Below are 24268 nucleotides of genomic sequence, written 5' to 3' on the forward strand. Positions count from 1 at the left end.
CCCGTTTTTGCGCATGGGAAAGACCTACCCCCGCGATAAAAATCCGCCTATTTTCAGGTCAGCAGCCATTACGGCCGCGGATCGTGTCTGCCGCGGCCGAGCAGGCAACCGATGCAGCGCGCGCACTGCCGCCCCGCCCGACGCGCTGCCCACCCTGAGGAGGCTCAAATGGCCGAGGCCGACGACGAAACGCCGCCCACCGCGGCCCCCTTCGTGCCGAAGACGCGCTCGATCGACGCGCTGCGTCGCGCCGCGCGCGGCTGCCGGGGCTGTGCCCTCTACAGGAATGCGACGCAGACGGTTTTCGGCGAAGGCGCGAGCCATGCGCGCGTGCTGCTTGTCGGCGAGCAGCCCGGCAACGACGAAGACCTCGAAGGCCGCCCCTTCGTTGGCTCCGCCGGGCGCGTGCTCGACGAAGGCCTTGCGGCAGCCGGGATCGACCGCGCGGCGACCTACGTCACCAACGTCGTCAAGCATTTCAAGTGGGAGCCGAGCGGCAAGCGGCGCATGCACAGCAAACCTAACCTGCGCGAGATCGACGCGTGTTTTCCGTGGCTCGAGCGGGAAATCGCGCTGCTGCGCCCGCACCTCATCGTCTGCCTCGGCGCGACCGCGGCGCAAGCCCTGCTCGGGCGCGACTTCCGCGTCACGCGCCAGCGCGGCCAGCTCGTCGCGTCCCCGCTCGCGCCCCACGTCGTCGCGACGATCCATCCCTCGGCCATCCTGCGCCAGCGCAGCCACGAAGACCGGCAGCGGGAGATGGACGCATTCATCGCCGACCTCAGGATCGCGGCCGGCCTGATCGCGCCGGGCAAATGAATCCAGCCGGCTATAGTGACTGAGCAATCCCGGCTCGAGGGCAAACCATGAAACAAGGCAGGCATTTCTCGATGATCCGCGGCTTCCACCTCGCGGACTGGCTCACGCTCGGCAACGCCGGCTGCGGCGTCGCCGCGGTATTCGCCGTGATGAGCCATCTTCAGGCTAGCGCGCCGCAACAATTGCTGCTCGCCGCCGCGCTCGTAGTGGTCGCCTTCGTGCTCGACGTCTTCGATGGCCGCGTCGCGCGCTGGCGGCAGCGGAGCTCACTGCTCGGCCGCGAACTCGACTCGCTCGCCGACATCATCTCCTTCGGCGTCGCGCCGGCGGCGATCGCCTACGGGATCGGCATGAACGGCTTATGGGACCGCCTCGTGCTGATCTATTTCGTCGCCTGCGGCGTGAGCCGCCTCGCCCGCTTCAACATCACCGCGGACGCCCTGGCGCAGGGCGGCGACAAAGTGAAGTACTTCGAGGGCACGCCGATCCCGACGTCGCTGCTGCTCGTTTTCGTGATGGCCGCCGCGGTCTGGACCGGCGCGACCGGCGAGCGCCTGTGGCTCGGCGTCGTCGGCCTCGGCCCGGGGGACCTTCACCCGCTCGTGCTGATGTTCGCGCTGTCGGGCTCGCTGATGATCAGCCGGACCCTGCACATTCCGAAATTCTGAAGCCGGGCTCGCGCCCAAGGGGCTACCGCGCCGACGGAAACCGTCGCCCCGCGGCCACGGCCAGCAGCGTCAACCCGGCGCCTCGCGCGAAGCGGAGCCGCCGCGGTAGGGCTGGCCGCGGTTAGAGGCTCCTGCCGCTGCGGATCACGCCGACCGCGATACCCTCGATGACGAGCTCCTGGCGCTTGAGGTCGACGACGATCGGTTCGAAGTCGGCGTTCTCGGGCAGGAGCTGCACGGTATGGCCGCGTTTCTGGAAGCGCTTGACCGTGACCTCATCACCGATGCGTGCGACGACGACCTGCCCGGCCCGCGCCTCGGCGCTGCGGTGCACGGCGAGCAGGTCGCCGTCGAGGATGCCGATGTCCTTCATGCTCTGACCGCGCACCTTGAGCAGGTAGTCCGCGCGCGGGCTGAACAGCGCGGTGTCGACCTGGACATGCCGCTCGATGTTTTCCTGCGCGAGGATCGGACTGCCCGCCGCGACCTGGCCGACGACCGCAAGGCCGCCGCCGCCCGGCAGGCGGATGCCGCGCGAGGCCCCCGACACGAGTTCCAGCGCGCCCTTCTTCGCCAGCGTCTTGAGATGCTGCTCGGCCGCGTTCGGCGAACTGAAGCCGAAGTGCTGCGCGATCTCGGCGCGCGTCGGCGGCGAGCCGGTGGTGTCGATCCACTCGCGGATGAGGTTCAGGATTTCTTCCTGGCGCGGGGTCAGGTCTCGCATGGGGCTTCCTCCGGATACTGTATGCATGTACAGTACGTTACTGTATGTCCGTACAGTATAAGTACCCAACCCGAAAAACGCCAAGGCACGGTGGCCCGGCTGCCGTGCATCGCAGGAGACCCGCATGATGAAACTCGGAAAGATCAGCCCCCTCGCCTTCAGCCGCATGAAGCAGCGCGGCATTTCGATCGCTGCCCTGAACGACCTCCTCGCCCACGGTCAGGTCGAAAAGCAGCTCGACGGCGCGCAAGTGGTCTACCTCGACAGCCCCAGCCCCGGGCCTTCTTGCGCCGGCCGCCCGCAGCCCCGGCTGTACGCGGTGGTCGACGCGTCAGGCGACGTGCTGACGGTGGAACGCCGGGTACGGCTCAGGAACTGAAAGCGGCGGCCGGCTTATTGCGCCGGCCGCTCGGAAGCGAGATAGGCGATGACGTCCTGGACCTCGGTCTCGCTCAAGCGGAAACGGTGCACCCGCACCGACTTGCCGGCAAGAAAGGTCGGCAGCTCGGTCAGCGGCGTCTGCATCGCCGCCGCGCCGTCGCGGTGACAACGGCTGCACTGGGTCTGGAATAACGCGCTGCCGCGGGCAGCGTCTTGCGCGAGCGCGGGGAGTGTCAGGCCCGTACCGAGCATCAGGAGCAAAAAGCGTAACTTCATCGTCGTCCTCATCAGCGGGGTGGTTCCGATCGGCGTGGCGACTTCGCGCCGGTGCCCGGGCATGAGCGCTGTTTAACCATGGCGTGAACTCGGGGCTTCGCTACCGGACGCGAGGTGCCCATGCAGCCTCCGGCATGCGGCATCGACGGTTACTATAAGGCCTTTGCTTCGAAGCACGCGCCTCGTGCTGGCCCAACGTCGATGAACATTCCGGCGAACGCATTCTCCGTTCAGTTTCCCGCAGCCATCGCAGCCTCGGGCGAAGCCGCCGCTGCGAACCTGCTCGGCTGCATCGCGCGCCATCAGGACCGGATTCCTGACCTCGCCGATCTCGGCAGGCGATTGTGCGAACGCGTCGCACCGCCCGGCCTTGCCGCCCCGCGTGCGCCGACGGACGAGCGAGGCTCCCCGCTCGACGCGCTCATCGCGCTCCATGAAGAGTGCGCCGCGCTGCTGGAACAGGCGATGTGGTCCGGATCAGGGGATTTCCATGCCCTGCTCACCGACTATCAGGCGCTGTTCCGCGAACAGGAAGCGCTGCGCCGACTGCGCGGCGACGTCCGCCACCACTTCATCCTCGGCATTCCGGTTGCGGATCGCCCGCTGCATCTCAAGGCCTGCCTCGAGAGCATTTACCAGGTCTGCGCCGTGTTCGACTACGGCGGTCATGAATCCGGCAGCTGGGACACGGTCCAGGTCGTCGTCAGCGAAGACAGCCGCGACGAAGCCAACGTGCGCCGGCATATCGAACTGGTCGAGGAATACCGGCAAAAAGGCCTGCGCGTCGTGCACTTCGGGCTGGCGGAACAGTACGAGCTGCTGCACGCGCTGCCTTCGCAGCAGCGCGAGCGCCTGGGCACGCTCCTCACCACCCAGCCGCGGGATCGCTTCTACCTCAAGGGCCAGGCCGCCAACCGCAACCTCAGCTACCTCAAGTTCCTGCAGCTCACCGAAGACACGCGCAATACGCTCTACTACCTGATCGACAGCGACCAGTCGCTGTGCGTGAACCGGCAGACCGCCGCCGGCGAGGAAGCCGTCTACGCGCTGCCTTACTTCCACGCCATCGACAGGATCTTCCACGACACCGACACCGTGATGCTCACCGGCAAGATGGTCGGCGACCCGCCCGTGTCGCCCGCGGTGATGGCGGCGAATTTTCTCGACGACGTGACCGCCTTCTTCGCCCGGCTCGCCACGCTGCATGCCGAGCAGGCCTGCCAGTTCCACGCCCTGCCAAAAGAGCCGGTGGGCGACGCCGCCTATCACGACATGGCGAAGCTTTTCGGATTCGAGAACCAGCCGGCGACCTTTCCCTATGCCTGCCGCCTCGCCGGCGAACACGACCACGTCGCCTGCCTGAACGATTTCGCGCAGCGGCTCAATGCCTTCTTCTTCGGCGAGCACCTCACCCGCAAGACCGGCTTCGCCTACGGCAGCGGCTACACGGCGCTCGCCCCGGCGCGCACGGTCTACCCCGGCAACTACATCGTCAACTACGCCGGGCTCAAATACGTCATCCCCTTCGGCCACCTGCGGCTGCGCATGTCGGGCCCCACCGCCGGGCGGCTCATCGCGGCCGAAATCGGCCACCGCTTCGCCTCGTTCAACATGCCCAACCTGCACCGCCGCACCACCGAGACCGGGCCGGGCGACGACTTCCGCCCCGGCGTCGAAGCGGACGCCGCCCGCGTCGACGTTTCCAACGAATTCGAGCGCCAGTTCTTCGGCGACCTGATGCTGTTTTCCACCGAAGCGCTGGTCAAAGAGACTGACGTGACCCGGCCCTTCGCGCAGGACGCGATCGAAGCCGTCGTCGCACAAAAAGAGGTCGAACTGCTCGCGCTATACCAGCAGAAGCACGACGCGATCGGTGAAAGGAACCGGCAGTTGAGCGCGCTCGTCTTCGACGTCGGCCACTGGTGGCTACGGGCCAGCGAACAGGCGCCCGGCCTCGCCCCTGCGCTGCGGCAGGTACGCGCCTTCATCGACAACATCGACCGCAACTTCGGCGAGGAGGCGCAGGCCTGGCGCCAGATCCAGTCCGCCGAGCATCGCGCGGCACGCAAACGGCAGATCGTCGAAGCCTTGATGAACTACCGCGCCGAGCGGGACGCCTGGGACAGCCTCTTCTAGTTCAGAATCGAATCCGCCGCGCCGGAAACAATCTGTTCCCGACATTCCCGATATGCCGTCTGCGCGGCGCTGAGCGCATCTTCCGGAACCGCGACGTGCGAGTAATCCACCCGGGTGCGGTCGATGCGCCCGCCATGAATCCGCGCCGACGAATCCCCCCTGCCCGCCTTGCCCGTCTGGCTGAAGGTCTGGTAGCGCTCGCTCAGCGGCGAATCGAGTTCGAGCCAGTGTGACAGCCGGGGCAGCAGCCGCTCCGGCGCGGCCTGCAACAGCTCCGCATCGAAGTAGCAATAGCCCCGCTCGGCCGTGCCGCAAAAGTCGGCGAGCGCCTTGAGCCGCGCGACGTAGTAGTTCGCCGCCTCTAAAGGCGATGCATAAAGGTCCGGGTCGGGCTTCTGCCGGAATAGATGCACGATGCTCCCGATCGTACGCGCCGGCTCCGCCAGGGAAACCAGGATCTTGAGTTCGGCCGGAGCCAGCCGCTCGGGCTTCAGCACATAGTCGTTATGCAACAGCTTGTCGAACAGATAGCGGCTGTCTGGCTTGAGCACATCGCCCTGTCGGAACAGCTCGAGTTGCCTGTCCACCGCCAAGGCATCCTCATAGCTGATGTGCATTTCGTAGTAGCCATTGATCTGCGGATGCGAGCCGAGAATGTGCCCCGCCAAACTGGTGAAGGCGCGCATGTGGCTCAGGAGGAAGATGCGGGCGTAGGGATCGGACACAGCGCTCATCGAATAAGACTTTATTGTTCAACCCATCGATCTAGCTTGCCTTGCGGCAAACACACAACTCCTCTTCCCTCCACCTAACCGGGCGACGGGTATTGGAGTGAGAATAGCGCCTTGGGCTTGGAGCAGGTAAATCACTTCCGGCCTAATTTATCTGTTGGTCCAAAGCCTGCAAGGTGGCAAAGACCTCCGGCCAGAACCGATCGAATACCACCCAATTGCGATATTTCTTATTCCACCAACCGCGCCCGCGGCAAGCACCCTCGACAATCCCGCGGACACGCGGGTCAAACGAATGCCAGACCGATACATTTCTAATTGGCAGTTTGCGGGCGACGACGGGGGTGCCACGAATATTGAACTGCCATATCGGTGGCGCTGATGCGATGTCGATTTGCTTCGCTGTAGCGGGTTCTGGAACTGGCAGGTTGATCCAACGCCGGCGATGCAGATCAACCATCACTGCATAACGCAGCGCCGCCCAATCCAAATGCTGCGACATCGCATTGCCAAGATCGATTTCCACCGCAGGCAGGCCAAGGCGTCGGGTTTTCTCGGCCTTGTCCTGATCCACCCGATGGTGCACTGCAATCTCGATGACCATATCTACGAAACCCTGGCCGTAGGCATCGGCAACGATTTCCGTAGCCAGCTCGCCACTTCCAAGCCGGTGTTCCAGGGACACCGACTCGAAACAAACCTCGCTGCCGAGGTGTAAGCCGATTCCCTCAAGCTGAGGCGGCAAGGCCACGCGCTTTTCCTGTTGAATAATTTCCTTGGCGGCCTTGTGTAACGCAGTTTCGGTACACCCCAACCCCTCGATAGCCAAGTAATGAGAAAAATGATGCTGGCGCACATCGCCGTGCCGCCCCAGGAGCTTTCCCCCGCACTTCAGGCAGACGCACCCGCACCCCAGGCCATTCGCTACTTCGTCGATATGCACCGTGCGCCCATCGGCCGCCCGCGCAAAAGTCATGGTTTCGGATTCGTGTGGCATGATCAAAACTCCGTTTTAATAAAAAGACAGAGCCCAATCTGGACCACCGCATGCTCGTAAAACAGCCCGAAACCGTCGACGAACCCGCCTCGACGGTTGCTCATGAAACCAAACCGCTCGATGGGACGCCGAGCGCCCAAGCCGTTGCCCACTGCCTGCGCGACTACGTCGCCGCCCATGACGACGGCAGCAAGGCGTTTCGATTGCTGGCAGCCCTGGCCAAAGAGACGCTGGATCAACTGAAAAAAAACGGGGGTGGGAAGATCGGGACCAAGGCCATCTATCTGGCCGCGCAGATCGACACCGAAACCGACAAGGCCACCCGCTGGGTCAGCGAGGCGTGGAAAGCGTGGGAAGGAAAACGGGATGAACGCTTAAGCGGTCTGCAAGACTTCGCCGCAAACTACGGCCTCAACGTCTATCCCTGGCCGGAAAAGAGAGGGGATGGCAAAGGCGGCGCGGGCCGCTCATCCCTTTACGCAGTCGAAGTCCGGCCGCTGGTCAGGGGGCCAGCCTTGGCTACACCGAACGCCGACATCCACTACATCCGCGAAACGACCCCCAAGCCCGTCTGGTGGGCGCGCCGGTTCTTTTCCGGGGAATTCCACCTGACGGGCTGGCGAAAGGCCCTCTTCGTGACCCCGGCTATCGTTTCCCTGATTTTCGCGGTCGTAGTCATCCTCGCCGTGTGGTTAACCCTGTCCCATCAGCAAGCGATTCCAACCAATCGTATTCTGGTTCTGGTTACCTCCGCCGCCCTGATCGGCGTGGTTGCCTGGCGGATGGTCATGGCCGTAGGCCGGCTGGGTGACAAGCGCATCACCATGGCGCCGGATATCCTGATTGGCTTTCATGAATACGGTGTTCAACTTGAACTCACCAGACTCGACACCGCTCCCTGCTCTGCCAGCCGGCTAGGCCTAGTGCGCTATGCCGCAACCTGCCCTGTCTGCAATGCAAAGGTTCAAGTGGAAAGTGGCGGGCGGGAATTCCATGGGCGGCTTGTGGGACGGTGCCAGGAAAGCCCGGACGAACATGTATTCAGCTTTGACCGGGTTACGCGGACAGGTACAAACCTACGATTTGAGTATCGCGTCTGACCTTTCCACGACTCCTAGAGTTAAGCTTATAGCCACCCTTGAGCGTCTAGCCGACTCCATGCAGCCCGCACATGCGCAGGCTGCATGATCCTTGCCTTGCGCTCATTCCAGGCATGTACGGCGCTGACTACCTGATCGAATGAATGCGCGGTCGGTTCATGGGTTGCAACCCAATGAACCGTAGCCAGTAATTCCATTCCGTATGGCGTCTGAAAACCCTCGATCAGATTCGCGACACGCTCAACGTGCCGGGCCAAAGCAGCGTGCCCGCTTGCACTGACGTACTGCTCTGCCTCGGCAAGTGCGTCTTCCAGCGGTTCGATTTCAGCATCCACAACGCCATCGCCAAGGCCACGTATGAAGTGGCCCTCCATCCGGTTCAGCGCGTGGCGCAGTTGATCGGAATAGGGTCCATATTGATTCTTGACGAATGACAGACTGAGGCTCTCGCCAGCCTCTTGCAGGAAGTAAGCAAGCTTCTGCACTTCGATACGAGACAAACCGTATTCCAGAGAACGATAGGTATCGAGTACCTTGAGGATAGCTGCGCGACCCGCCGTCATCTTTGGACGTGAGGTTTTCACTTCCATGCTCTTCGGATCAGGCGCGCCAGCAGGCGCGAATAGTCGCACTTCCACGTCTGGCAGAACGGCAAATGCCTGTTCGATAAGCGGGCGCACTTCATCCCATTCCAGCCCGCCGTTGCCGCAACCAAGCGGTGGAATGGCAATGGAGCGAATGCCAAGCCGTTTGACTTGTGCAACCAGATCAACCAGCCCATCACGAATGAACTCAACTCGTGACTTGCCGCGCCAATGGTCCTTGGTTGGGAAGTTGATGATGTAGTTGGGTTTGACCAAGCCGCCGGAGTCGAAGACAAACATGGTTCCCGGACGAACTTGTTTGGCTTTGCACGCCGCTTCGTAGGCGCTGTAATTCGCCGGCCACTTGTTCTTGAACTGGAGCGCAATGCCTTTGCCCATCACGCCAACACAATTCACCGTGTTGACGATGGCATCCACATCGTCCTGCCGTAACAAATCGCCCTGTTTAATCGTGATTGTCACGTCTATTGCCCCAGAAAATACCACTCGGGTTTAACCACCACCGGCAATTTTACGCCTGCCTGATCCAGAATCGCACGTACCACGTCGGCGTGGCCTCGATCGATCGCGCCGATGCGCGTAAATCTGACCAAGGGCACCATGCCTTTGACCAGAAACTCGGCCTGCCGCCGCTCCATTCGGTCGCTATAACGTGCATGGTCCAGTTTGCTCTGCCAATACTTGCAGTAGCCATCCAGGGCGGGCGACTCGCAGATCAAATCCCAAGCCACTTTGTCGAGGTTGGCCAAGCCCGTATACGGTGTGCTCCAGGCCAGCGTTGCATTGAGGTCATAGAACACAAAGTCTTCCCCCGCTGCCGTCACATGTTCCACCGTCGTTTCAAAATGGGCAATATCCGCCTGCCGCCAGTCACATCCAGCGACACGCCCGCCGTTGATGGCTAAAAGCATGGGCGAACGCGGCGCGAAATAGAACGGCACAAAGTCGTGAACCAGCCCGCCCGGCGGGTTAGGCACTGACTTGATGGAGCGGGCACCCTGCGCACCTTGATGGGCGATATTCTGGTAAGCAATGCCATTCGTTGCGCCCTGATTCTTGGACAGCAACGCGCCTGCCGCACAAATTGCCGGCAAATTGGCAATTGCCGTGATGTGAAACAGGCGGACAGGATTTGGCACCGCCATGGCGCTTAGCCCACGCTCACCGGCACCAGCACCATGGTGTCGTTGCCGAAGATATCAATCACCTTTACGGCCACGGTATAGCGGCCAGCCTGGGTGTAGGTGTGCGGCGCGGAAATCATTTCCAGGTCGCGACTCTTGCGGGTGCGGAAGCTCTGCCACTCGTTTTCAAAGATGTAGCCGCCGGTCCAGCGTTCCTCGAACTCCGGCAGGGTCAACTCGCCCTGCGGCGGCTCGAAGCCGGGAAGGCTGCCGTCAATGCCTGCGCCCTTGGCGACCTTGATGATTTCCTTGCGGCTCATGTAGTCGAAGTCCACCGCCCAGTAGTCCACCCAGTCGGTCCAGTTCTTGGTAAGAATCTCGCGGGTGACGACGCCGTCCTTGTCCTTGCTCAACTTGATAAGCTGGCCTTGTTCGCAAACAACCTGGCTCTTGCCATTTTTCAGGCTAGCGGCAGCGGCCTCGGCCGCGCCCTGGGTGTAGTAGACGGAAAAATCCGTCAGCTCGATCTGCAGCGTGAACTTGTCTTTCTTGGCGTAGCGCGGCGTGGCCTCGACGAAGCTGATATCGAAGAACACCACCTGGCCTTTTTCGACCGCGCGCTTGTCGAACACTTCGGGCGGAATCTGCTTTGGCACCAGGTCGATACCCTTCTGCTTGGCCTCCTCCAGCACTGCCGGGAACAGGCCCATCTCGAACTCGAAGGCGAGCATGTCCACGCGCGAGGCGCCGCGCTTGCGACACTCGGTGATGACTTCCTCCACGAACAGCCGGCCCACGGGCAGGTTGATGGGGCCGATCACGACCAGCCGCCCCGCGTTCTTGCCATGGAAGAAGCTTTCGCCCTCCAGCGGCTGGGCCTTGTAGGCGCGCAGGATGAGATCACGGAACTCGCGCTCTTTTTGTGCCAGTAGCTGTTCCTTCTGATGGCCGTTCAAGCGCCCACCAACATTGAGATAAGCCTGGCGCTCATACCGACCCAGGTTCAACACCTCGAAGGCGCGGAACGGCTTGCCGGAGTCCTTCAGTTGCCGCTGCACCCCAATCATGCGCTTGCGCGTGGTGTGAACACCAAACTTGCCGAGATCGGTTGCTATCCACTTGCGGCCTAGCTTTTCTGCCACTGCAGCGGTCGTACCACTGCCACAAAAAAAGTCCGCCACCAAATCACCTTCGTTGCTACTGGCTTTGATAATACGTTCGAGCAGAGCTTCTGGTTTTTGGGTGGGGTAGTCTAGTCTCTCCGACGAAGTTGGACTGATGCGGTTCACTTCGTCCCATAAATCGACTACCGGCGTGCCTTCCGCATCTTTGAGGAATTTCTTACGACTAAGACTCTTCCCGGTTGAAGAAAGTACGATCTCACCCTGCTCATAAAGCTTGGTCATTGTTTCAAATGAATACCGCCAATAGCCCTTAACGCCCAGAAAATCGTAATAAGGGTTACCTTTTGCCGCCCCGCCAGGGCCATCGACTGGCATCAGACGATACCGCTCGCCAGTCTTTTCTTCCGTGTATTTGTAATCCCTAGCGAGCACGTCATCCGTGTAGGGTTTGTGTTGTGGATTCCATATCCCTTTTTCGCTCTTCCGGAAAAGAAGAATTGTCTCGGTAGTCCTTCCAAAATGGGACGCCCCCTGGCCAGTATCTCCGTGTGCATGAGAGCGCTTCCACGTAATCTCATTGACGATGTTCGCTGATCCAAACACCTCCTCACAAGCAAGCCTGACATAGTGAGCAACAGTCTTTCCCATGTGTACATATATTGAGCCATCGTCCGCCAGCAAATCCCGCATCAAAATCAAGCGCTCATAGACCATCGAGATAAAGGAATCCGCCCCGCGCCCCCAAGTGTCGCGGTAGGCTATCTGTTCCAGCAGGTTGGGCTCCTTGTGGAAGGTCTCGCCGCCGATCTCGATGTCCATAGAGAAATCGGCTCCCACATCGAAGGGCGGGTCGATGTAAATCAGCTTCAAGCCACCTGCATCCTCGATCTGCTGGCGTAGCGCGCCGCTCTTAAGCGATGAAAGAATTAGTTTGTTATCACCCCAGATGAGCTTGTTGGTCCAGCCCTTAAGCTGGCGGCCGCGGGTGTCGAACAGGTCCATGGTACCGAGTTCCGGTTTTTCCAGACGCGGCTCGTCCACATGCTCCAGCGACTGAAATGGCAGCACGGTGGTGCAGACCTCGCGGCTCTTGCCGTTCCACACCAGTTCCACTTCGCGCTTGTCCTCGAACAGGATGAAGCGGTATTTCTCGGGCAAGGCTTTGCCTTCCTGAATCAACTGTATGAGATCGCGCTTTTCGGCGTCCGTCAGGTCGTAGGCTTCCTTGGGCTGGCGGGCCATGTTCAGATCTCCTGAAATTCGGTAAAGCTCGCGGCGAGCGCGGCGAAGGTCTTAGGCGGGTTGCGCTCATAGCCTTGTTGGTCCACGTATACGAAGCGGTAGGCCGCCCCCCCCTCGGCCTGGCTGGCCTGGGTTGCATCCGCACACCACTGGCGCAGGCGGGCCATCTTTTGCGGCAGGTCAAGTTCGGCGCGCCCCTTGGTTTCGATGATCCAGACCGTGCCGTCGGCGGTTTTCAGCAGGAAGTCCGGCACGTAATTCGATAAATCGCCGTCGGCCTTGACGTAATCGATCTTGAACCCGACGGCGAGGTAGTTCTTGGCGAAGGCGACAACATCCGGTGCGTCGTCGAGAAAGCTGGCGAAGGCCATTTCGAATCCGCCCGCATGCGGCTCGCCGACGATCTTGCTGAATACCGATTTCTTCGGGGCGAAATAGGGGCGGTTTTCGGTACGGAAGGGGCGCGTGTCGCGCAGGCGGATGCGATCTTCAATACGGCAGGTGCCGGTGTCCTGGACCGTAAGCGTGTTGATGGCTTTTTTGAATGCGTCGAACAACACTTTCCCGGCATCGGGCTCGGAGAGATTGCGCAGCACCACCGGATCATCGAGGCTTACCGGAGAGTCGGCGAACAGGTGCTCGGCCATGAAGGTCTTGACCTTGGGATAGAGCACGTCGTAACCGCCGACGAGGCGCAGTTCCTTGAGTAGTTGGCGGGCAAAGAAACCGACCACTGATCGGTAATCGGCCGGCCCGGCACCGTCGAGCAGGATGGTGTGGTGGATTTCGGCATCCAGCATGGTTTTGAAGACGATCTCGCGGGTTTCCTCGGGGGTGAAATCCTTGAGCTTCAGCTTGGCGTTGCCCAGCCTGGCCGGATCGAGCGCGTCGATATCCTGGTATTCGCGGTTGAAGCGACGGGTCAGCCGAGGGAGTTCGATATCCAGCGCGTCCAGATCCTTGTCGGCGTTTTGCGCCTCCACCTCGACGACCAGCGAATCCTGCCGCTTGGTTCCGCCGCCCATGGGGCGATATTCGAGCTGGACGCCTTCGCTCTGGATGGATTCGACGAATTCCATGAAGGTGGGCGTGCCCATGACCGAAACGGTTTCGGGCGTGTCGGAGCCGAAATACATGCGGCGCAAGCCGCGGCCCAGAGTTTGCTCGGGCAGGATGTTGCTTTGCGCCGCGTAGGCGCGCAGGCCGACGATGGTGGTGACGTTGCGCACGTCCCAGCCTTCCTTGAGCATCAGCACGGAAACAATGGCTTTATAGGGGCTGGCCCAGGAGTCGATTTCGTTGGACTGCTTGCGTAGGCGCTCCAGTTCTTCCTTGTTCTTGCCCGTGGCGGATTCGGAAATCTCGCCGTTGTTCTTGGTGTGGATGACGAGCACAGCGCCTTGCAGTTCGGGGCAGGTTTTTTCCAGCCAGGCGCCGACTTCGTCGCAGTTCTTGGTGTCGTCCACCATGACGAACATCACCGCCTTCTTGCCCAGCGCCTCGTGTTCGGCATAGCTCTTGCGCCATTCCTCGATGCCGAGGTTCAGGTAATCGGCGTAGTGCTCGGTGAAGATCGCGCTTTTGTGCTCCTGCAGGCGGGCACGGCTTGCCGGATCGGGCAGCACCGGGTGCTTCACCACATTCTGGTGGATGGCCTCGACCAGCGGATAGTCCGAAACGGTCTGCACGAAAATCGCACCGTTATTGTGCTTGGGCGTGGCCGTTACGTCCACTTGCAGCGCCAGACGGCCGTCCTTCTGCAGCATCCTGTGATGAATGTCCTGGATGCTTTTGAACCAGGCAAGGCGATCATCGTGGATGTGATGCGCCTCATCGTTGAACACGGCCAATTCATCCAGTTCGCGAACGATTTCACCCAGGTCAGCCCTGCTATCCGTGGTCTTTCCGGAGGGCTTGGAGCCAAAGGGCGACAGGAAATAATCGCGCAGGTCATCGTCTTCCAGCGTTGGTTCGCGAATGTCGCTGAGATAGACCCGATGAATGTTGGTCAGGAACAGATTGCCCGTATCGCGTTGGACGCGTACGTCATCCTGAATATGCAGCGTCATCTGGAAATCGTCGCGCCAGTTTTGGCCCTCGAAACCATTGTCCGGAAGAATGGGATCGTTGAAGAAGATGCGCAGCCCATCGAAATCCGCACGCAAACGATCCAGCACAATGATGTTGGGTGCGATCAGCAGAAAATTTCGTGAAAGCGGCGAATCTGCTTCGTAGAGCTTGTGGAAGTAGCTCCAGGCCATGAGCAGGGAGAGCACCTTGGTCTTGCCTGCGCCGGTGGCCATTTTGACGACATACCGGGGCCAGTCCTCCGGGAACATTCCGGAGGATGCAGCACCCGACGCATCGAAGCGCAACAAATCGAACTTGTCCCGCACCTTCCGCACGTCGTGCAGCCAGATCACGGTTTCCACGGCTTCGCGCTGTGCGAAGTAATAGCGGTACGGCGATAGGCTACCGTCTGCCTGTTCGAGCAAGTGCCCGGTTCCAAACCACCAGTTCAGTAACGCGCGGGAAGTGCCAGATGCGCCAGCATAGTTTGCGTCTCTCCACGCCTTGATTTCTTCACGAATCTTGGCAACCAAGGGAGGCAATAGCTTTTCGTAAGCTGTGCTGCGCAACTCTTCGGCGGCAGGAAACCACCGCTGGTCGGGCAGCAACTCGTCATAGGGCGACTCAGGCAATTCAGGATGGAGGGCCATATATCAATAGAACGAGAATGTTCCTTGTGCTTGTTATCAGGCGAATCTTCGCACATCGGCGCACCTCTCGGCCGCAGCGTGTGTGGCTCTACCGGCTGGTACGACTCACCCATACAACTCATCGGGCTGCCGATATCGAGCAGCATGGATTTCGTTCTCGGTGATTTGTAGGTGAGTGATGCGGTAGCTGTAGATCAAGCGATGGCCCGCTGGCCCTGGAGCTTCGCGGCCGCCGCTGCCCTGCCCAGCCTGCATATGCAGCTGCTCCTATGCAACCGCTTCATAGACCAATGGCTTTCAGGAACTGCTCGGCTGTAACGACGAGGCATTTCAACTCCGCGGCCAGGCTCAGCGGATCCTGGTCGCCGCTGAGGAGGGAGTCGGCCTTGCCGGAGATAGTGAGTTGCAGGAACGGCTGGTCGAAGGGATCGCGGCAGTCGGGCGTAATGGTCGTTGGATTGCGTCACCGCGAGTACCCCGAATGCTTGAGCCGTTGTCGCGCGCCCACCGGCGCCTTCACAACACCCGATTCACCTCGAACACCGCATCGATGCCCTCCCCGTTCCAGTTGTATTCCAGATACGCCGCGTGCAGGCAGTTTTTGACGATGCCGGTGCGCAGCGCCGCGAGGCATCCGCCGCCGGAGTGGCGGACCGATGGGTAGACGATGCCGAGCGCGCCTGCTGCGCGCAGGCTGCGGCCGATGGCTTGGGGGTAGCTGTAGTCGTCGGGGGCGACGATGCGCGGGTCGCTCTTACTGGCGACGCGCAGGTCGGCCGCTTCGCCGCGGGCTTGCACGCTGTAGAGCCGCATCTGCAATCGCATCGGCGGCTCGCGCGTGGCCTGCATGAAGCGAGCCGAATGGTAGCGTGTCTCGGCGATCGCGGTGTCGCGCTTGCGGGCGCAGTAGAAGACGCCGTAGCTGCCGTCGCTGAAGCGGCTGCCCTGCGGGTTGAGGTGGGTGAACGCGGCCATGATGCAGGTGCTGCCGGGGCCGAAGAGGCGTTCTTCGGGCGGGACGAGGCTGATGTCGCCGACCTCGTCGCGCAGGCGGTCGTTGGTCATGGCTTCGAGCGCGTAGAGCGCGTCGAAATCGTCGGGGCTGGCGACGCGCTCGAACAGGCCGACGGCGGGAAAGCGGCTCGGGATAACGCGCCAGGCCCGCGGCCAGTTGAGCCGCGTGGTCGGGTAGTTCAAGCCCAGCCGCCGCGTTGCGCGTCGAGGTACTGGCGCACCGCGACGAGATCGGCGACGTTGCCGCCGAGCATGCGGTCGAGCGCGCTCTTGCCGCCGAAGAGCGGCGCGCTGTTGGGTTTTTTGACCCAGGCGTCGGCGGCGGCGGTGTCGGGCAGCAGGATCTGCAGCGCCTTGTAGATACCGAGCAGATACGACAGGCGCTCGAGCGTGTCGCGCCTGAGGTCGGCCGACTCGGGGGCGGATTTCCACTTGAAGAAGGTCGAGCGGCCCGGCGATCCGAGGAGCACCATCTGTGCCTCGGTGTTGAGCGCCCAGTCGCGCGCGATGTTGAAGAAGGCGCGCAGGCCGGCGGCCGAAAGGTCACGCCCGACAGGCTTGTGCGCAGGTTTGACGGCGTTGGCGGCGTGCTGCATCGCGGCCCCTCCAGGATCAGAATGAACTTCGATTGAAATATAGTCCATTTGTGGACTTGCGGCAAATTCGGGGCGGGGTTGTGGGAGGCGTACGGTCCCGGCCGTTTTACAGTGCTTTCGGGCGGTGGGAGCCGCTGAGCCGGAGGCCACAGCAGCTTCAGCCCGCCCAGAGCGCGTCGAGGTCCTTGATCCCCCACTTGGCCGGGTCTTCGTGGCCGAGGATTTTTTCGTTCGCGCCGGGTCGCGAGAGGTCGACGACTTCGGGAACGATGTAAGTCTGCGATCGGGTCGAGAAGAAGGCCTTGACCCGCGGCACCAGCAGCGACTTGTCGGTCTGCTCGATCACCACGCCGAGCCGTCCGGAATCGAGCTTCACGAGCGAGCCGATCGGATAGATGCCGACGCATTTGATGAAGGCCTGGAACACGCGCGCGTCGAAGTGGCCGCGGCTCCACTCGGTCATCTTGCGTACCGACTCGGCGGGGCACCAGCCGGCCTTGTATGGGCGGTTGGAAGTGATCGCGTCGTAGACGTCGCAGACCGCACCCATTTTGGCGAAGAGGCTGATCGCGTCGGCGCCGAGGCCGTCGGGATAGCCGCTGCCGTCGACCTTTTCGTGGTGGTGGAGGCAGACGTCGAGCACGATGTCGCTGGCCTGCTGGCATTCGCCCAACATGCGGTGACCTTCGACCGGATGCCGCTGGATGATCCGGAATTCGTCGTCGGAAAGTCTGCCCGGCTTGTTCAGGACCTCGCCCGGCATACGCGCCTTGCCGAGGTCGTGCAGCAGGCCGGCCATCCCCGCCTCGCGCACGTCGCGGGCGTCGAGGCCGAGTCGCCGCGCGAGCGAGACCATCAGCGCGCACACGGCGACGCAATGCATGTAGGTGTAGTCGTCCGCGCGCTTGAGCCGCGCGAGGCTGATGAGCGCCCCGGGGTTGCGCATCACCGACAGCGAAATCTCCTCGACCAGCTCGCCGGCGTTCTCGGTGCTGACGGCCTTGCCCATACGCGCTTCCTGGAACATGGAAAACATGGCGTTTCTGGCCTTGGCGCAAAGCGTCGCGGCACGTCGCAGCTCTTCGCTCATCGACGCGCGTGTGGACGGCTCGGTGTGCTGCGCGGCCCCGGCCGCCATCAGCGTTTCGGTGACCGAGGGATCGACCGCTTCCCGAATCGCGCCCGGAACGTCGAGGCCCTTGGCGGTGTCGATCCAGACCTCGGCGATGCCGCAGTCGAGTATGCGTCGGATGTCCTCGGGGTCGGTCAGGGTGAAGCGGGCTCGCCAGAACGGGTGTGCCATCCACGCGCCGCACAATTCATGCAGGTGCATGCCGGGGCGCAGCTCGGCGGCCTTGATTTTTTTTAGCATTGTCACGACGGATCTTATTGGTATCGTCGCGGCATTTTACGGCAGGCCGCGGCGCCGTCTACCCCTACTTTTCCGCCTCGTCGTCGAGCTCTCGCAGATGCGCGAGCTTCTCGGCGATCTTGCCTTCGAGCCCGCGCGGGGTCGGTTCGTAGAACTGCTGTTCCGCGATGTCGTCGGGGAAGTAGCGCTCGCCGGCGGCGTAGGCTTCGGGCTCGTCGTGAGCGTAGCGATAGGCGCGCCCGTAGCCGAGTTCCTTCATGAGCTTGGTCGGCGCGTTGCGCAGGTGGATCGGCACGTCGTTCGACGGGTTGGCCTCCACGAACGCGCGCGCGGCGTTGTAGGCGACGTAGGCGGCGTTGCTCTTGGGTGCGCAGGCCAGATAGAGGCAGGCCTCGGCGAGCGCGAGTTCGCCTTCGGGCGAGCCGAGGCGTTCGTAGGTTTCGACCGCGTCGAGCGCCAGTCTCAAGGCGCGCGGATCGGCCAGCCCGATGTCCTCGCTCGCCATGCGCACGAGTCGCCGGCCGAGGTAGCGCGGGTCGGCGCCGCCGTCGAGCATGCGCACGAGCCAGTAGAGCGACGCGTCGGGGTCAGAGCCGCGCACGCTCTTGTGCAGCGCCGAAATCTGGTCGTAGAAGGCTTCGCCGCCTTTGTCGAAGCGGCGCAGCGACTGCGCGAGCGCGTTCTCGACGAAGGCCGCGTCGGCTTCTTCGACCTGCGCGGTGCGCGCGGCGGTGTCGAGTTGCTCGAGCAGGTTGAGCAATTTGCGCGCGTCGCCGTCGGCGTAGGCGGCCAGCAGCTTGTCGACGCCGTCGGCGAGCTTGAGCGACGGCAGTTCCTGCAGCGCGCGCTGCATGAGGCGGCCGAGCTCGTCGGGCGTGAGCGATTTCAGCACGTAGACCTGGGCGCGCGACAAGAGCGCGCCGACGACCTCGAACGAGGGGTTCTCGGTGGTCGCGCCGATGAAGGTGAAAAGGCCCGATTCGACGTGCGGCAGGAAGGCGTCCTGCTGCGACTTGTTGAAGCGGTGGACCTCGTCGACGAAGAGTATCGTCGCACGGCCGAGCTTCTGGTTCATGCGCGCGCGTTCGACCGCCTCGCGGATGTCCTTCACGCCGGAGAGCACGGCCGAGATCGCGATGAAATCGGCGCCGAAGGCCTGCGCAGTGAGCCGGGCGAGCGTGGTCTTGCCGACGCCGGGCGGCCCCCAGAGGATCATCGAATGCAGCTTGCCCGAGTCGAACGCGAGCCTGAGCGGCTTGCCGGGGCCGAGCAGGTGACTCTGCCCGACGACGTCGTCGAGCGTGCGCGGGCGCAGGCGCTCGGCGAGCGGCGCGTGCGGGTCAGGCGCAGGCGCGGCGGCGGGTTCGGTCGAGAAGAGGTCCTGGGGGCACATGGTGGTTGGGCGCGAGGCTTATTGTGCCGCGATTTCAGGCGTCGGGCATGGCGTGAACGTCAGCAGCGCCCGCCTGTCACTCGCCGATAACGTCGGCCCCCTTCGGCGGCGTGAAGACGAAGCGCGACGGCGCGATGCGCGGGTTGCGCGCGAAGTTCGAAAGCTTGAGCGTGGTGCGCTGGCCGAAGGTGTCGAAGAGTTCCATCTGCACGAGCACGTCGCCCTTAAAGCCCATGCGGATGCGCTCGAAGCTCGTGTCACGGCTTTTTGGCGTCGCTTCGAGCCATTCGAGGCCGCCCGATTCGCCGGCGTTCTTCAGGCTGAAGTATTTTTCGATCGCGTCGTCGCCGGCCAGGAGCGCGGCCGGCGTGCCGGCGATGACTTCGCCGAGCGGCTTGACCGTGACCTGGTCGAGGTCGGCGTCATAAAGCCAGAGCTTGGCGCCGTCGCCGACGATGACCTGCTCGTAGGGCGCGCGGTAATCCCAGCGGAACTTGCCGGGACGCGCGAACGCCATTTTTCCGCTCGCCTCCTGGGTCACGCGGTTGTTGCGGTCGGCGACGGTCTGGGTGAAGTCGGCCTCGGCCGTTTTGGCGCCGGCGATGAACGCCTTCAGACGCTCGACGCCGCCGGCGTGGGCGGCGTGGGTCAGGACAAGCGCAAACAGCAGGAAAAGTGGACGCATGGCTTTTCGGTTCCGGAAATAAAAAGTGCGCCACGCGGGCGCACTAGGCAGACCTTGCGGGACTGCGAAAGTTTACTGCTGCTTTGCGGTCTTGCTGCCGAAAGACTTGTACCACGGGCACCAGCCGACGATCGCGGTGGCCAGCAGAAACAGGCCGCCATAGCCGGCCGCCAGCGTCGGGCCGAGCGGCGTCATCGCCCAGTACAACAGGGCAAATGCAATCGCCGCGCGGGCAAGACGTTCGTGGATTCCGATATTGCTCATCTTCGTTCTCCTTTGGTATTGGCAAATATCCGCTCGCACCCGAGGGCCGTGACAACTGGCAAAGAGCGCCCTTCCCCGATCAGCCGATCCATGCGTTCCCTTACTTATCAACGGCACGATCGGCGGTGCCGGATGTTGATGATGCGTGATCAGCGGGTGGAACAGCGGGTTCGGTCGGGCCCGTTCCGGATCGTCGACCGTCCCCAGGTAACGGCAGTCGAGGGGGCTTCTTTAACCTCCATTCGCAAACCACGCCGTTTGTCAATGCGCTTTTCGTGCCAGGATTGGATTTTTTTGACGCGCCGGCCGGCAGGTCTTCGAAGCGCCCGCAAAAAAAAGTGCGCCTCAAGGGCGCACTTTTTTGATCTCGAAAGGCCGGGTTCTACTTCGTCTTGCAGGTCGAGATGCCGAACGGCATGTAGGCCGGGCAACGCGCGAAGATTGCCGTGAGAATCAGGATGAAGCCCACGAGACCCGCCGGAACCATCCAGCTGTCCGCGCCGGGAAGGTTGGACATCGCGTAATAAATCAGTCCGGCGCCGACCACCGCACGGATGATGCGGTCGGTGCCGCCCATGTTTTTAGCCATCGTCAATTCCTCTCTTCAATATATTGTTGTCGTTCCGGGGCGCGCTGGCCCCGGGCGTGAGATGGCCGTACTCAGCTGGCTGTGTTACATGATCAGCGGCACGATCAAGAGCGCTACGATGTTGATGATCTTGATCAGCGGGTTGACGGCCGGACCGGCGGTGTCCTTGTACGGATCGCCGACGGTATCCCCAGTAACGGCAGCTTTATGCGCTTCTGAACCCTTGCCGCCGTGGTTGCCCTCCTCGATGTACTTCTTGGCGTTGTCCCAGGCGCCGCCGCCGGTGGTCATCGAAATCGCGACGAAGATGCCGGTGATGATCGTGCCCACGAGCACGCCGCCCAGGGCCTGCGGGCCGAGGGCGAGGCCGACGATGATAGGCACCGCGACCGGCAGCAGCGACGGGACGATCATTTCCTTGATCGCGGCTTTGGTCAGCATGTCGACGCAAGTGCCGTATTCCGGCTTGCCCGTGCCTTCCATGATGCCGGGGATGCTCTTGAACTGGCGACGCACCTCGACGACGACCGAACCGGCCGCACGACCGACCGCTTCCATGCCCATGGCGCCGAAGAGATAAGGAACCATGCCGCCGATGAAGAGGCCGATGATGACCATGTGGTTCGACAGGTCGAAGCTCAGCGCCGGGCCGCCGTGGGTGGACAGGGCGTGGGTGTAGTCGGCGAAGAGCACGAGCGCGGCAAGGCCGGCCGAGCCGATCGCGTAGCCCTTGGTCACCGCCTTGGTCGTGTTGCCGACGGCGTCGAGCGGGTCGGTGATGTCGCGGATGCTGTCGGGCAGGCCTGCCATTTCGGCGATGCCGCCGGCGTTGTCGGTGATCGGGCCGTAGGCGTCGAGGGCGACGATGATGCCGGCCATCGACAGCATCGAGGTCGCAGCGATCGCAATCCCGTAGAGGCCCGCGAGTTCATAGGCGCCCCAGATCGCGGCGCAGACGGCGAGCACCGGCGCTGCGGTCGACTTCATCGACACGCCGAGGCCGGCGATCACGTTGGTGCCGTGGCCGGTCGTCGAGGCCTGCGCGATGTGGCGGACCGGGCTGAATTCGGTCGCCGTGTAGTACTCGGTGATCCACACCATCGCCGCGGTCAGCGCGAGGCCGATCAGCGAGGCGAAGTAGAGGTTCAGCGAGGTCACGAGTTCGCCGCCGATCGTCACGCCCTCGCCCATCATCCAGGTCGTGATCGGATAGAAGGCGATCGCGGCGAGCACGCCGGAGACGATCAGGCCGCGATACAGGGCGTTCATGATCTTGCCGCCTTCACGCGCCTTGACGAAGAAGGTGCCGATGACCGAAGCGATGATCGAGAAGCCGCCGAGCACGAGCGGATAGATCACGGCTTCGGGCGAGCCGGTGATCAACAGGCCGCCGAGCAGCATCGTCGCGATGATCGTCACGGCGTAGGTCTCGAACAGGTCGGCCGCCATGCCGGCGCAGTCGCCGACGTTGTCGCCGACGTTGTCAGCGATCACGGCCGGGTTGCGCGGGTCGTCTTCGGGGATGCCCGCTTCGACCTTGCCGACGAGGTCCGCGCCGACGTCGGCGCCCTTGGTGAAGATGCCGCCGCCGAGACGCGCGAAGATCGAGATCAGCGAACCGCCGAACGCGAGGCCGACGAGCGCGTGCGTCGCAGCCTCGGTGCTTTCGCCGAGCACCAGCGTCAGCACGGCGTAGTAGCCGGCGACGCCCAAGAGGCCGAGGCCGACGACCAGCAGGCCGGTGATGGCGCCGCCCTTGAACGCGACGTTGAGCGCGGCGTTGAGGCCGTTGGTGGCGGCCTGCGCGGTGCGCACGTTGGCACGCACCGAGACGTTCATGCCGATGTAGCCGGTCAGGCCCGAGAGCACGGCGCCGAGCGCGAAGCCGACCGCGGTCTGCCAGCCGAGCGACAGGAAGATGGCGATCAGCAGGATCACGCCGACGATCCCGATCGTCGTGTATTGCCGATTCAGATAGGCGGAGGCACCCTCCTGCACCGCCGCCGCGATCTCACGCATCCTGTCGTTGCCGCTCGGGAGCGCCAGGATCCATTTGATCGATATGATCCCGTAGAGCAGGGCAAGCCCTGCCGCCACGAGAGCGAACAGCAAGCCTTCATTCATTATCCGTTCTCCTCAAAAAACAAAAAAAAACGGCAGCTTTCGCTACCGTCGGTTACTGATCCCTGCCCATCGCGAGCCCGCCTTCGAAACGCGTGCCCGGCTCGAACCCGAAAATCCGGTTGAGCTCTAAATCGAGGATGAGTTGATCGACCGCCGCTTGCCCATGCTCGCGCTGCACTTCCGACAAAATCAGCTTGGCCGAATTGCCGTTGTAAAAGCCGCCAAAGTCCGCCTGGACCTTGAGCAGTTGCCGCGCGCGGTCGAGCGTCATCTTCTGATGTCTCCCTGCTCCCCTCGAAGCTTCTAGAGCTTGAATTCCGCCAGCTTCTTGGCCACCGCGACGTTCTTGAGCGTCACGTAGACCGGCAAGCCGTCCTTGTACTTCGGATAGTCCTCGCCCTGGATGAGCGGCGTGAGGTAACGCTTGCACTTGTCGGTGATGCCGAAGCCGTCCTTGGTGATGAAGTCGCGCGGCATGAATTTCTCGACGTTGGCGACATCCTTGAGATCGGCTACGCCGATCTTGTATTTGTAGGGCTTGTCGGAGAGCCGGTCGACGGTCGGCATGACCGAGTTGTGGCCGCGGATCGCGAGTTCGACGGCTTTCTTGCCGAGCTCATAGGCCTGCTTGACGTCCGTTTTCGAGGCGATGTGGCGCGCGGCGCGCTGCAGGTAATCGGCGACGGCCCAGTGGAACTTGTGGCCGAGCGCATCCTTGATCATGTTGGCGACGACCGGCGCCGCGCCGCCGAGCTGGGCGTGGCCGAAGGCGTCGCGCGTGCCCTGTTCGGCGAGGAACTTGCCATCCGGGTAGTGGCAGCCTTCGGACACGACGACGGTGCAGAAGCCGAATTCCTTGACCTTCTTGTCGACGAGCGCGAGGAATTTCTTCTGATCGAATTCGATTTCGGGGAACAGGATCACGACCGGAATGCCGTGGTCCTCGACGAGACCGCCCGCTGCCGCGATCCAGCCGGCGTGGCGGCCCATGACCTCGATCACGAAGACCTTGGTCGAGGTCTTGGCCATCGAGCGCACGTCGTAGCTCGCTTCGAGCGTCGACACGGCGATGTATTTGGCGACCGAGCCGAAGCCCGGGCAGCAGTCGGTGATCGGCAGGTCGTTGTCGACGGTCTTCGGCACGTGGATCGCCTGGATCGGATAGCCCATCGCTTCGGACAGCTGGCTGACCTTGAAGCAGGTATCCGCCGAATCGCCGCCGCCGTTATAGAAGAAGTAGCCGATGTTGTGCGCCTTGAACACCTCGATCAGGCGTTCGTATTCGCGCTTGTTGGCTTCGAGCGACTTGAGCTTGAAGCGGCACGAGCCGAAGGCGCCCGACGGCGTCGAGCGCAGCGCCGCGATCGCGGCGTCGGATTCCTTGCTGGTGTCGATGAGGTCTTCGGTCAGCGCGCCGATGATGCCGTTGCGGCCGGCGTAGACCTTGCCAATCTTGTCCTTGTTCTTGCGCGCGGTCTCGATCACGCCGCAGGCCGACGCGTTGATGACGGCGGTGACGCCGCCGGACTGCGCGTAGAAGGCGTTCATTTTTTTCGCCATGGTGGTGCTATCTCCTGATTGTTT

General features: G+C 62.6%; 23 protein-coding genes. 5 read left to right on the forward strand and 18 right to left on the reverse strand.

The genetic code is table 11. From position 1 onward, the window contains the following. The first annotated feature begins 168 nt into the window (after positions 1–168). Both TBD_RS07390 and TBD_RS07395 read left to right on the forward strand, forming a co-directional pair. Positions 169–819 carry a UdgX family uracil-DNA binding protein gene (locus tag TBD_RS07390; protein WP_041432515.1) on the forward strand — a complete coding sequence of 217 codons (651 nt, stop codon included), beginning with the start codon at positions 169–171 and terminating at the stop codon, positions 817–819. Positions 820–866: 47 nt separating this feature from the next. After that, positions 867–1487 (forward strand): CDP-alcohol phosphatidyltransferase family protein, encoded by a 621-nt coding sequence (locus TBD_RS07395; protein ID WP_011311994.1) that lies wholly within the window; start codon positions 867–869, stop codon positions 1485–1487. Positions 1488–1608: 121 nt separating this feature from the next. Here TBD_RS07395 and lexA read toward each other — a convergent pair whose 3' ends face one another. After that, a complete protein-coding gene (gene lexA / locus TBD_RS07400) occupies positions 1609–2211 on the reverse strand; it encodes a transcriptional repressor LexA (protein ID WP_041432518.1) in 603 nt (200 codons plus the stop codon). Between the two features lie 124 nt (positions 2212–2335). Here lexA and TBD_RS07405 point away from each other — a divergent pair, with 124 nt between their 5' ends. Beyond that, positions 2336–2590 carry a hypothetical protein gene (locus tag TBD_RS07405; RefSeq protein ID WP_041432520.1) on the forward strand — a complete coding sequence of 85 codons (255 nt, stop codon included), beginning with the start codon at positions 2336–2338 and terminating at the stop codon, positions 2588–2590. A gap of 14 nt (positions 2591–2604) precedes the next feature. Here TBD_RS07405 and TBD_RS07410 read toward each other — a convergent pair whose 3' ends face one another. Next, positions 2605–2868, reverse strand: a complete 264-nt coding sequence (locus TBD_RS07410; RefSeq protein WP_011311996.1) for a c-type cytochrome — start codon at positions 2866–2868, stop codon at positions 2605–2607. A 201-nt stretch (positions 2869–3069) separates the two neighbouring features. Here TBD_RS07410 and TBD_RS07415 point away from each other — a divergent pair, with 201 nt between their 5' ends. Next, entirely contained in the window at positions 3070–5004 is a 1935-nt protein-coding gene (locus TBD_RS07415; protein ID WP_238376435.1) for a hypothetical protein, read from the forward strand. Here TBD_RS07415 and TBD_RS07420 read toward each other — a convergent pair. Both TBD_RS07420 and TBD_RS07425 read right to left on the reverse strand, forming a co-directional pair. Next, on the reverse strand, positions 5001–5738 hold the full coding sequence (locus TBD_RS07420; RefSeq protein ID WP_011311998.1) for a hypothetical protein: 738 nt from the start codon (positions 5736–5738) through the stop codon (positions 5001–5003). The genes TBD_RS07415 and TBD_RS07420 overlap by 4 nt on opposite strands. A 142-nt stretch (positions 5739–5880) precedes the next feature. Then, positions 5881–6732, reverse strand: a complete 852-nt coding sequence (locus TBD_RS07425) for a hypothetical protein (protein ID WP_041432525.1) — start codon at positions 6730–6732, stop codon at positions 5881–5883. A gap of 50 nt (positions 6733–6782) precedes the next feature. Between TBD_RS07425 and TBD_RS14275 the strand changes: the two genes are divergently transcribed. After that, positions 6783–7832 (forward strand): hypothetical protein, encoded by a 1050-nt coding sequence (locus TBD_RS14275; protein WP_011312000.1) that lies wholly within the window; start codon positions 6783–6785, stop codon positions 7830–7832. 26 nt (positions 7833–7858) lie between these two features. Here the strand turns inward: TBD_RS14275 and darG are convergent, their stop codons facing one another. From darG to TBD_RS07500, 14 genes are all read right to left on the reverse strand, one after another. Next, a complete protein-coding gene (darG, locus tag TBD_RS07435; RefSeq protein ID WP_041432527.1) occupies positions 7859–8899 on the reverse strand; it encodes a type II toxin-antitoxin system antitoxin DNA ADP-ribosyl glycohydrolase DarG in 1041 nt (346 codons plus the stop codon). Positions 8900–8901: 2 nt separating this feature from the next. Then, a complete protein-coding gene (gene darT / locus TBD_RS07440) occupies positions 8902–9582 on the reverse strand; it encodes a type II toxin-antitoxin system toxin DNA ADP-ribosyl transferase DarT (protein ID WP_011312002.1) in 681 nt (226 codons plus the stop codon). Between the two features lie 5 nt (positions 9583–9587). Further along, positions 9588–11927 carry a DNA methyltransferase gene (locus TBD_RS07445; RefSeq protein WP_011312003.1) on the reverse strand — a complete coding sequence of 780 codons (2340 nt, stop codon included), beginning with the start codon at positions 11925–11927 and terminating at the stop codon, positions 9588–9590. A 2-nt stretch (positions 11928–11929) separates the two neighbouring features. Then, positions 11930–14647, reverse strand: coding sequence for a DEAD/DEAH box helicase (locus TBD_RS07450; RefSeq protein WP_011312004.1), 2718 nt, complete (start codon positions 14645–14647; stop codon positions 11930–11932). A 516-nt stretch (positions 14648–15163) separates the two neighbouring features. Further along, positions 15164–15844, reverse strand: coding sequence for an RES family NAD+ phosphorylase (locus TBD_RS07455; RefSeq protein ID WP_011312005.1), 681 nt, complete (start codon positions 15842–15844; stop codon positions 15164–15166). Next, a complete protein-coding gene (locus tag TBD_RS07460) occupies positions 15841–16257 on the reverse strand; it encodes an MbcA/ParS/Xre antitoxin family protein (RefSeq protein ID WP_041432530.1) in 417 nt (138 codons plus the stop codon). Before TBD_RS07460 ends, TBD_RS07455 begins: the two co-directional genes overlap by 4 nt. 157 nt (positions 16258–16414) lie before the next feature. Further along, positions 16415–17629, reverse strand: a complete 1215-nt coding sequence (locus tag TBD_RS07465) for an HD-GYP domain-containing protein (RefSeq protein ID WP_011312007.1) — start codon at positions 17627–17629, stop codon at positions 16415–16417. Positions 17630–17693: 64 nt separating this feature from the next. Then, the gene (locus tag TBD_RS07470; RefSeq protein WP_011312008.1) at positions 17694–19022 is read right to left on the reverse strand and encodes a replication-associated recombination protein A; all 1329 of its coding nucleotides are present in this window, start codon (positions 19020–19022) and stop codon (positions 17694–17696) included. A gap of 76 nt (positions 19023–19098) precedes the next feature. Next, positions 19099–19707 (reverse strand): outer membrane lipoprotein chaperone LolA, encoded by a 609-nt coding sequence (gene lolA, locus TBD_RS07475; RefSeq protein ID WP_011312009.1) that lies wholly within the window; start codon positions 19705–19707, stop codon positions 19099–19101. 72 nt (positions 19708–19779) lie between these two features. After that, positions 19780–19971, reverse strand: coding sequence for a YgaP family membrane protein (locus TBD_RS07480; protein ID WP_011312010.1), 192 nt, complete (start codon positions 19969–19971; stop codon positions 19780–19782). Positions 19972–20353: 382 nt separating this feature from the next. Continuing rightward, a complete protein-coding gene (locus TBD_RS07485; protein WP_011312011.1) occupies positions 20354–20560 on the reverse strand; it encodes a YgaP family membrane protein in 207 nt (68 codons plus the stop codon). Between the two features lie 84 nt (positions 20561–20644). Beyond that, a complete protein-coding gene (locus tag TBD_RS07490) occupies positions 20645–22684 on the reverse strand; it encodes a sodium-translocating pyrophosphatase (RefSeq protein WP_011312012.1) in 2040 nt (679 codons plus the stop codon). 52 nt (positions 22685–22736) lie between these two features. Next, positions 22737–22955 carry a hypothetical protein gene (locus TBD_RS07495; RefSeq protein ID WP_011312013.1) on the reverse strand — a complete coding sequence of 73 codons (219 nt, stop codon included), beginning with the start codon at positions 22953–22955 and terminating at the stop codon, positions 22737–22739. A 32-nt stretch (positions 22956–22987) separates the two neighbouring features. Continuing rightward, entirely contained in the window at positions 22988–24244 is a 1257-nt protein-coding gene (locus TBD_RS07500) for a 6-phosphofructokinase (protein ID WP_011312014.1), read from the reverse strand. Positions 24245–24268: the final 24 nt, after the last annotated feature.

Source organism: Thiobacillus denitrificans ATCC 25259 (genome assembly GCF_000012745.1).
Taxonomy (GTDB): Bacteria; Pseudomonadota; Gammaproteobacteria; order Burkholderiales; family Thiobacillaceae; genus Thiobacillus; species Thiobacillus denitrificans_B.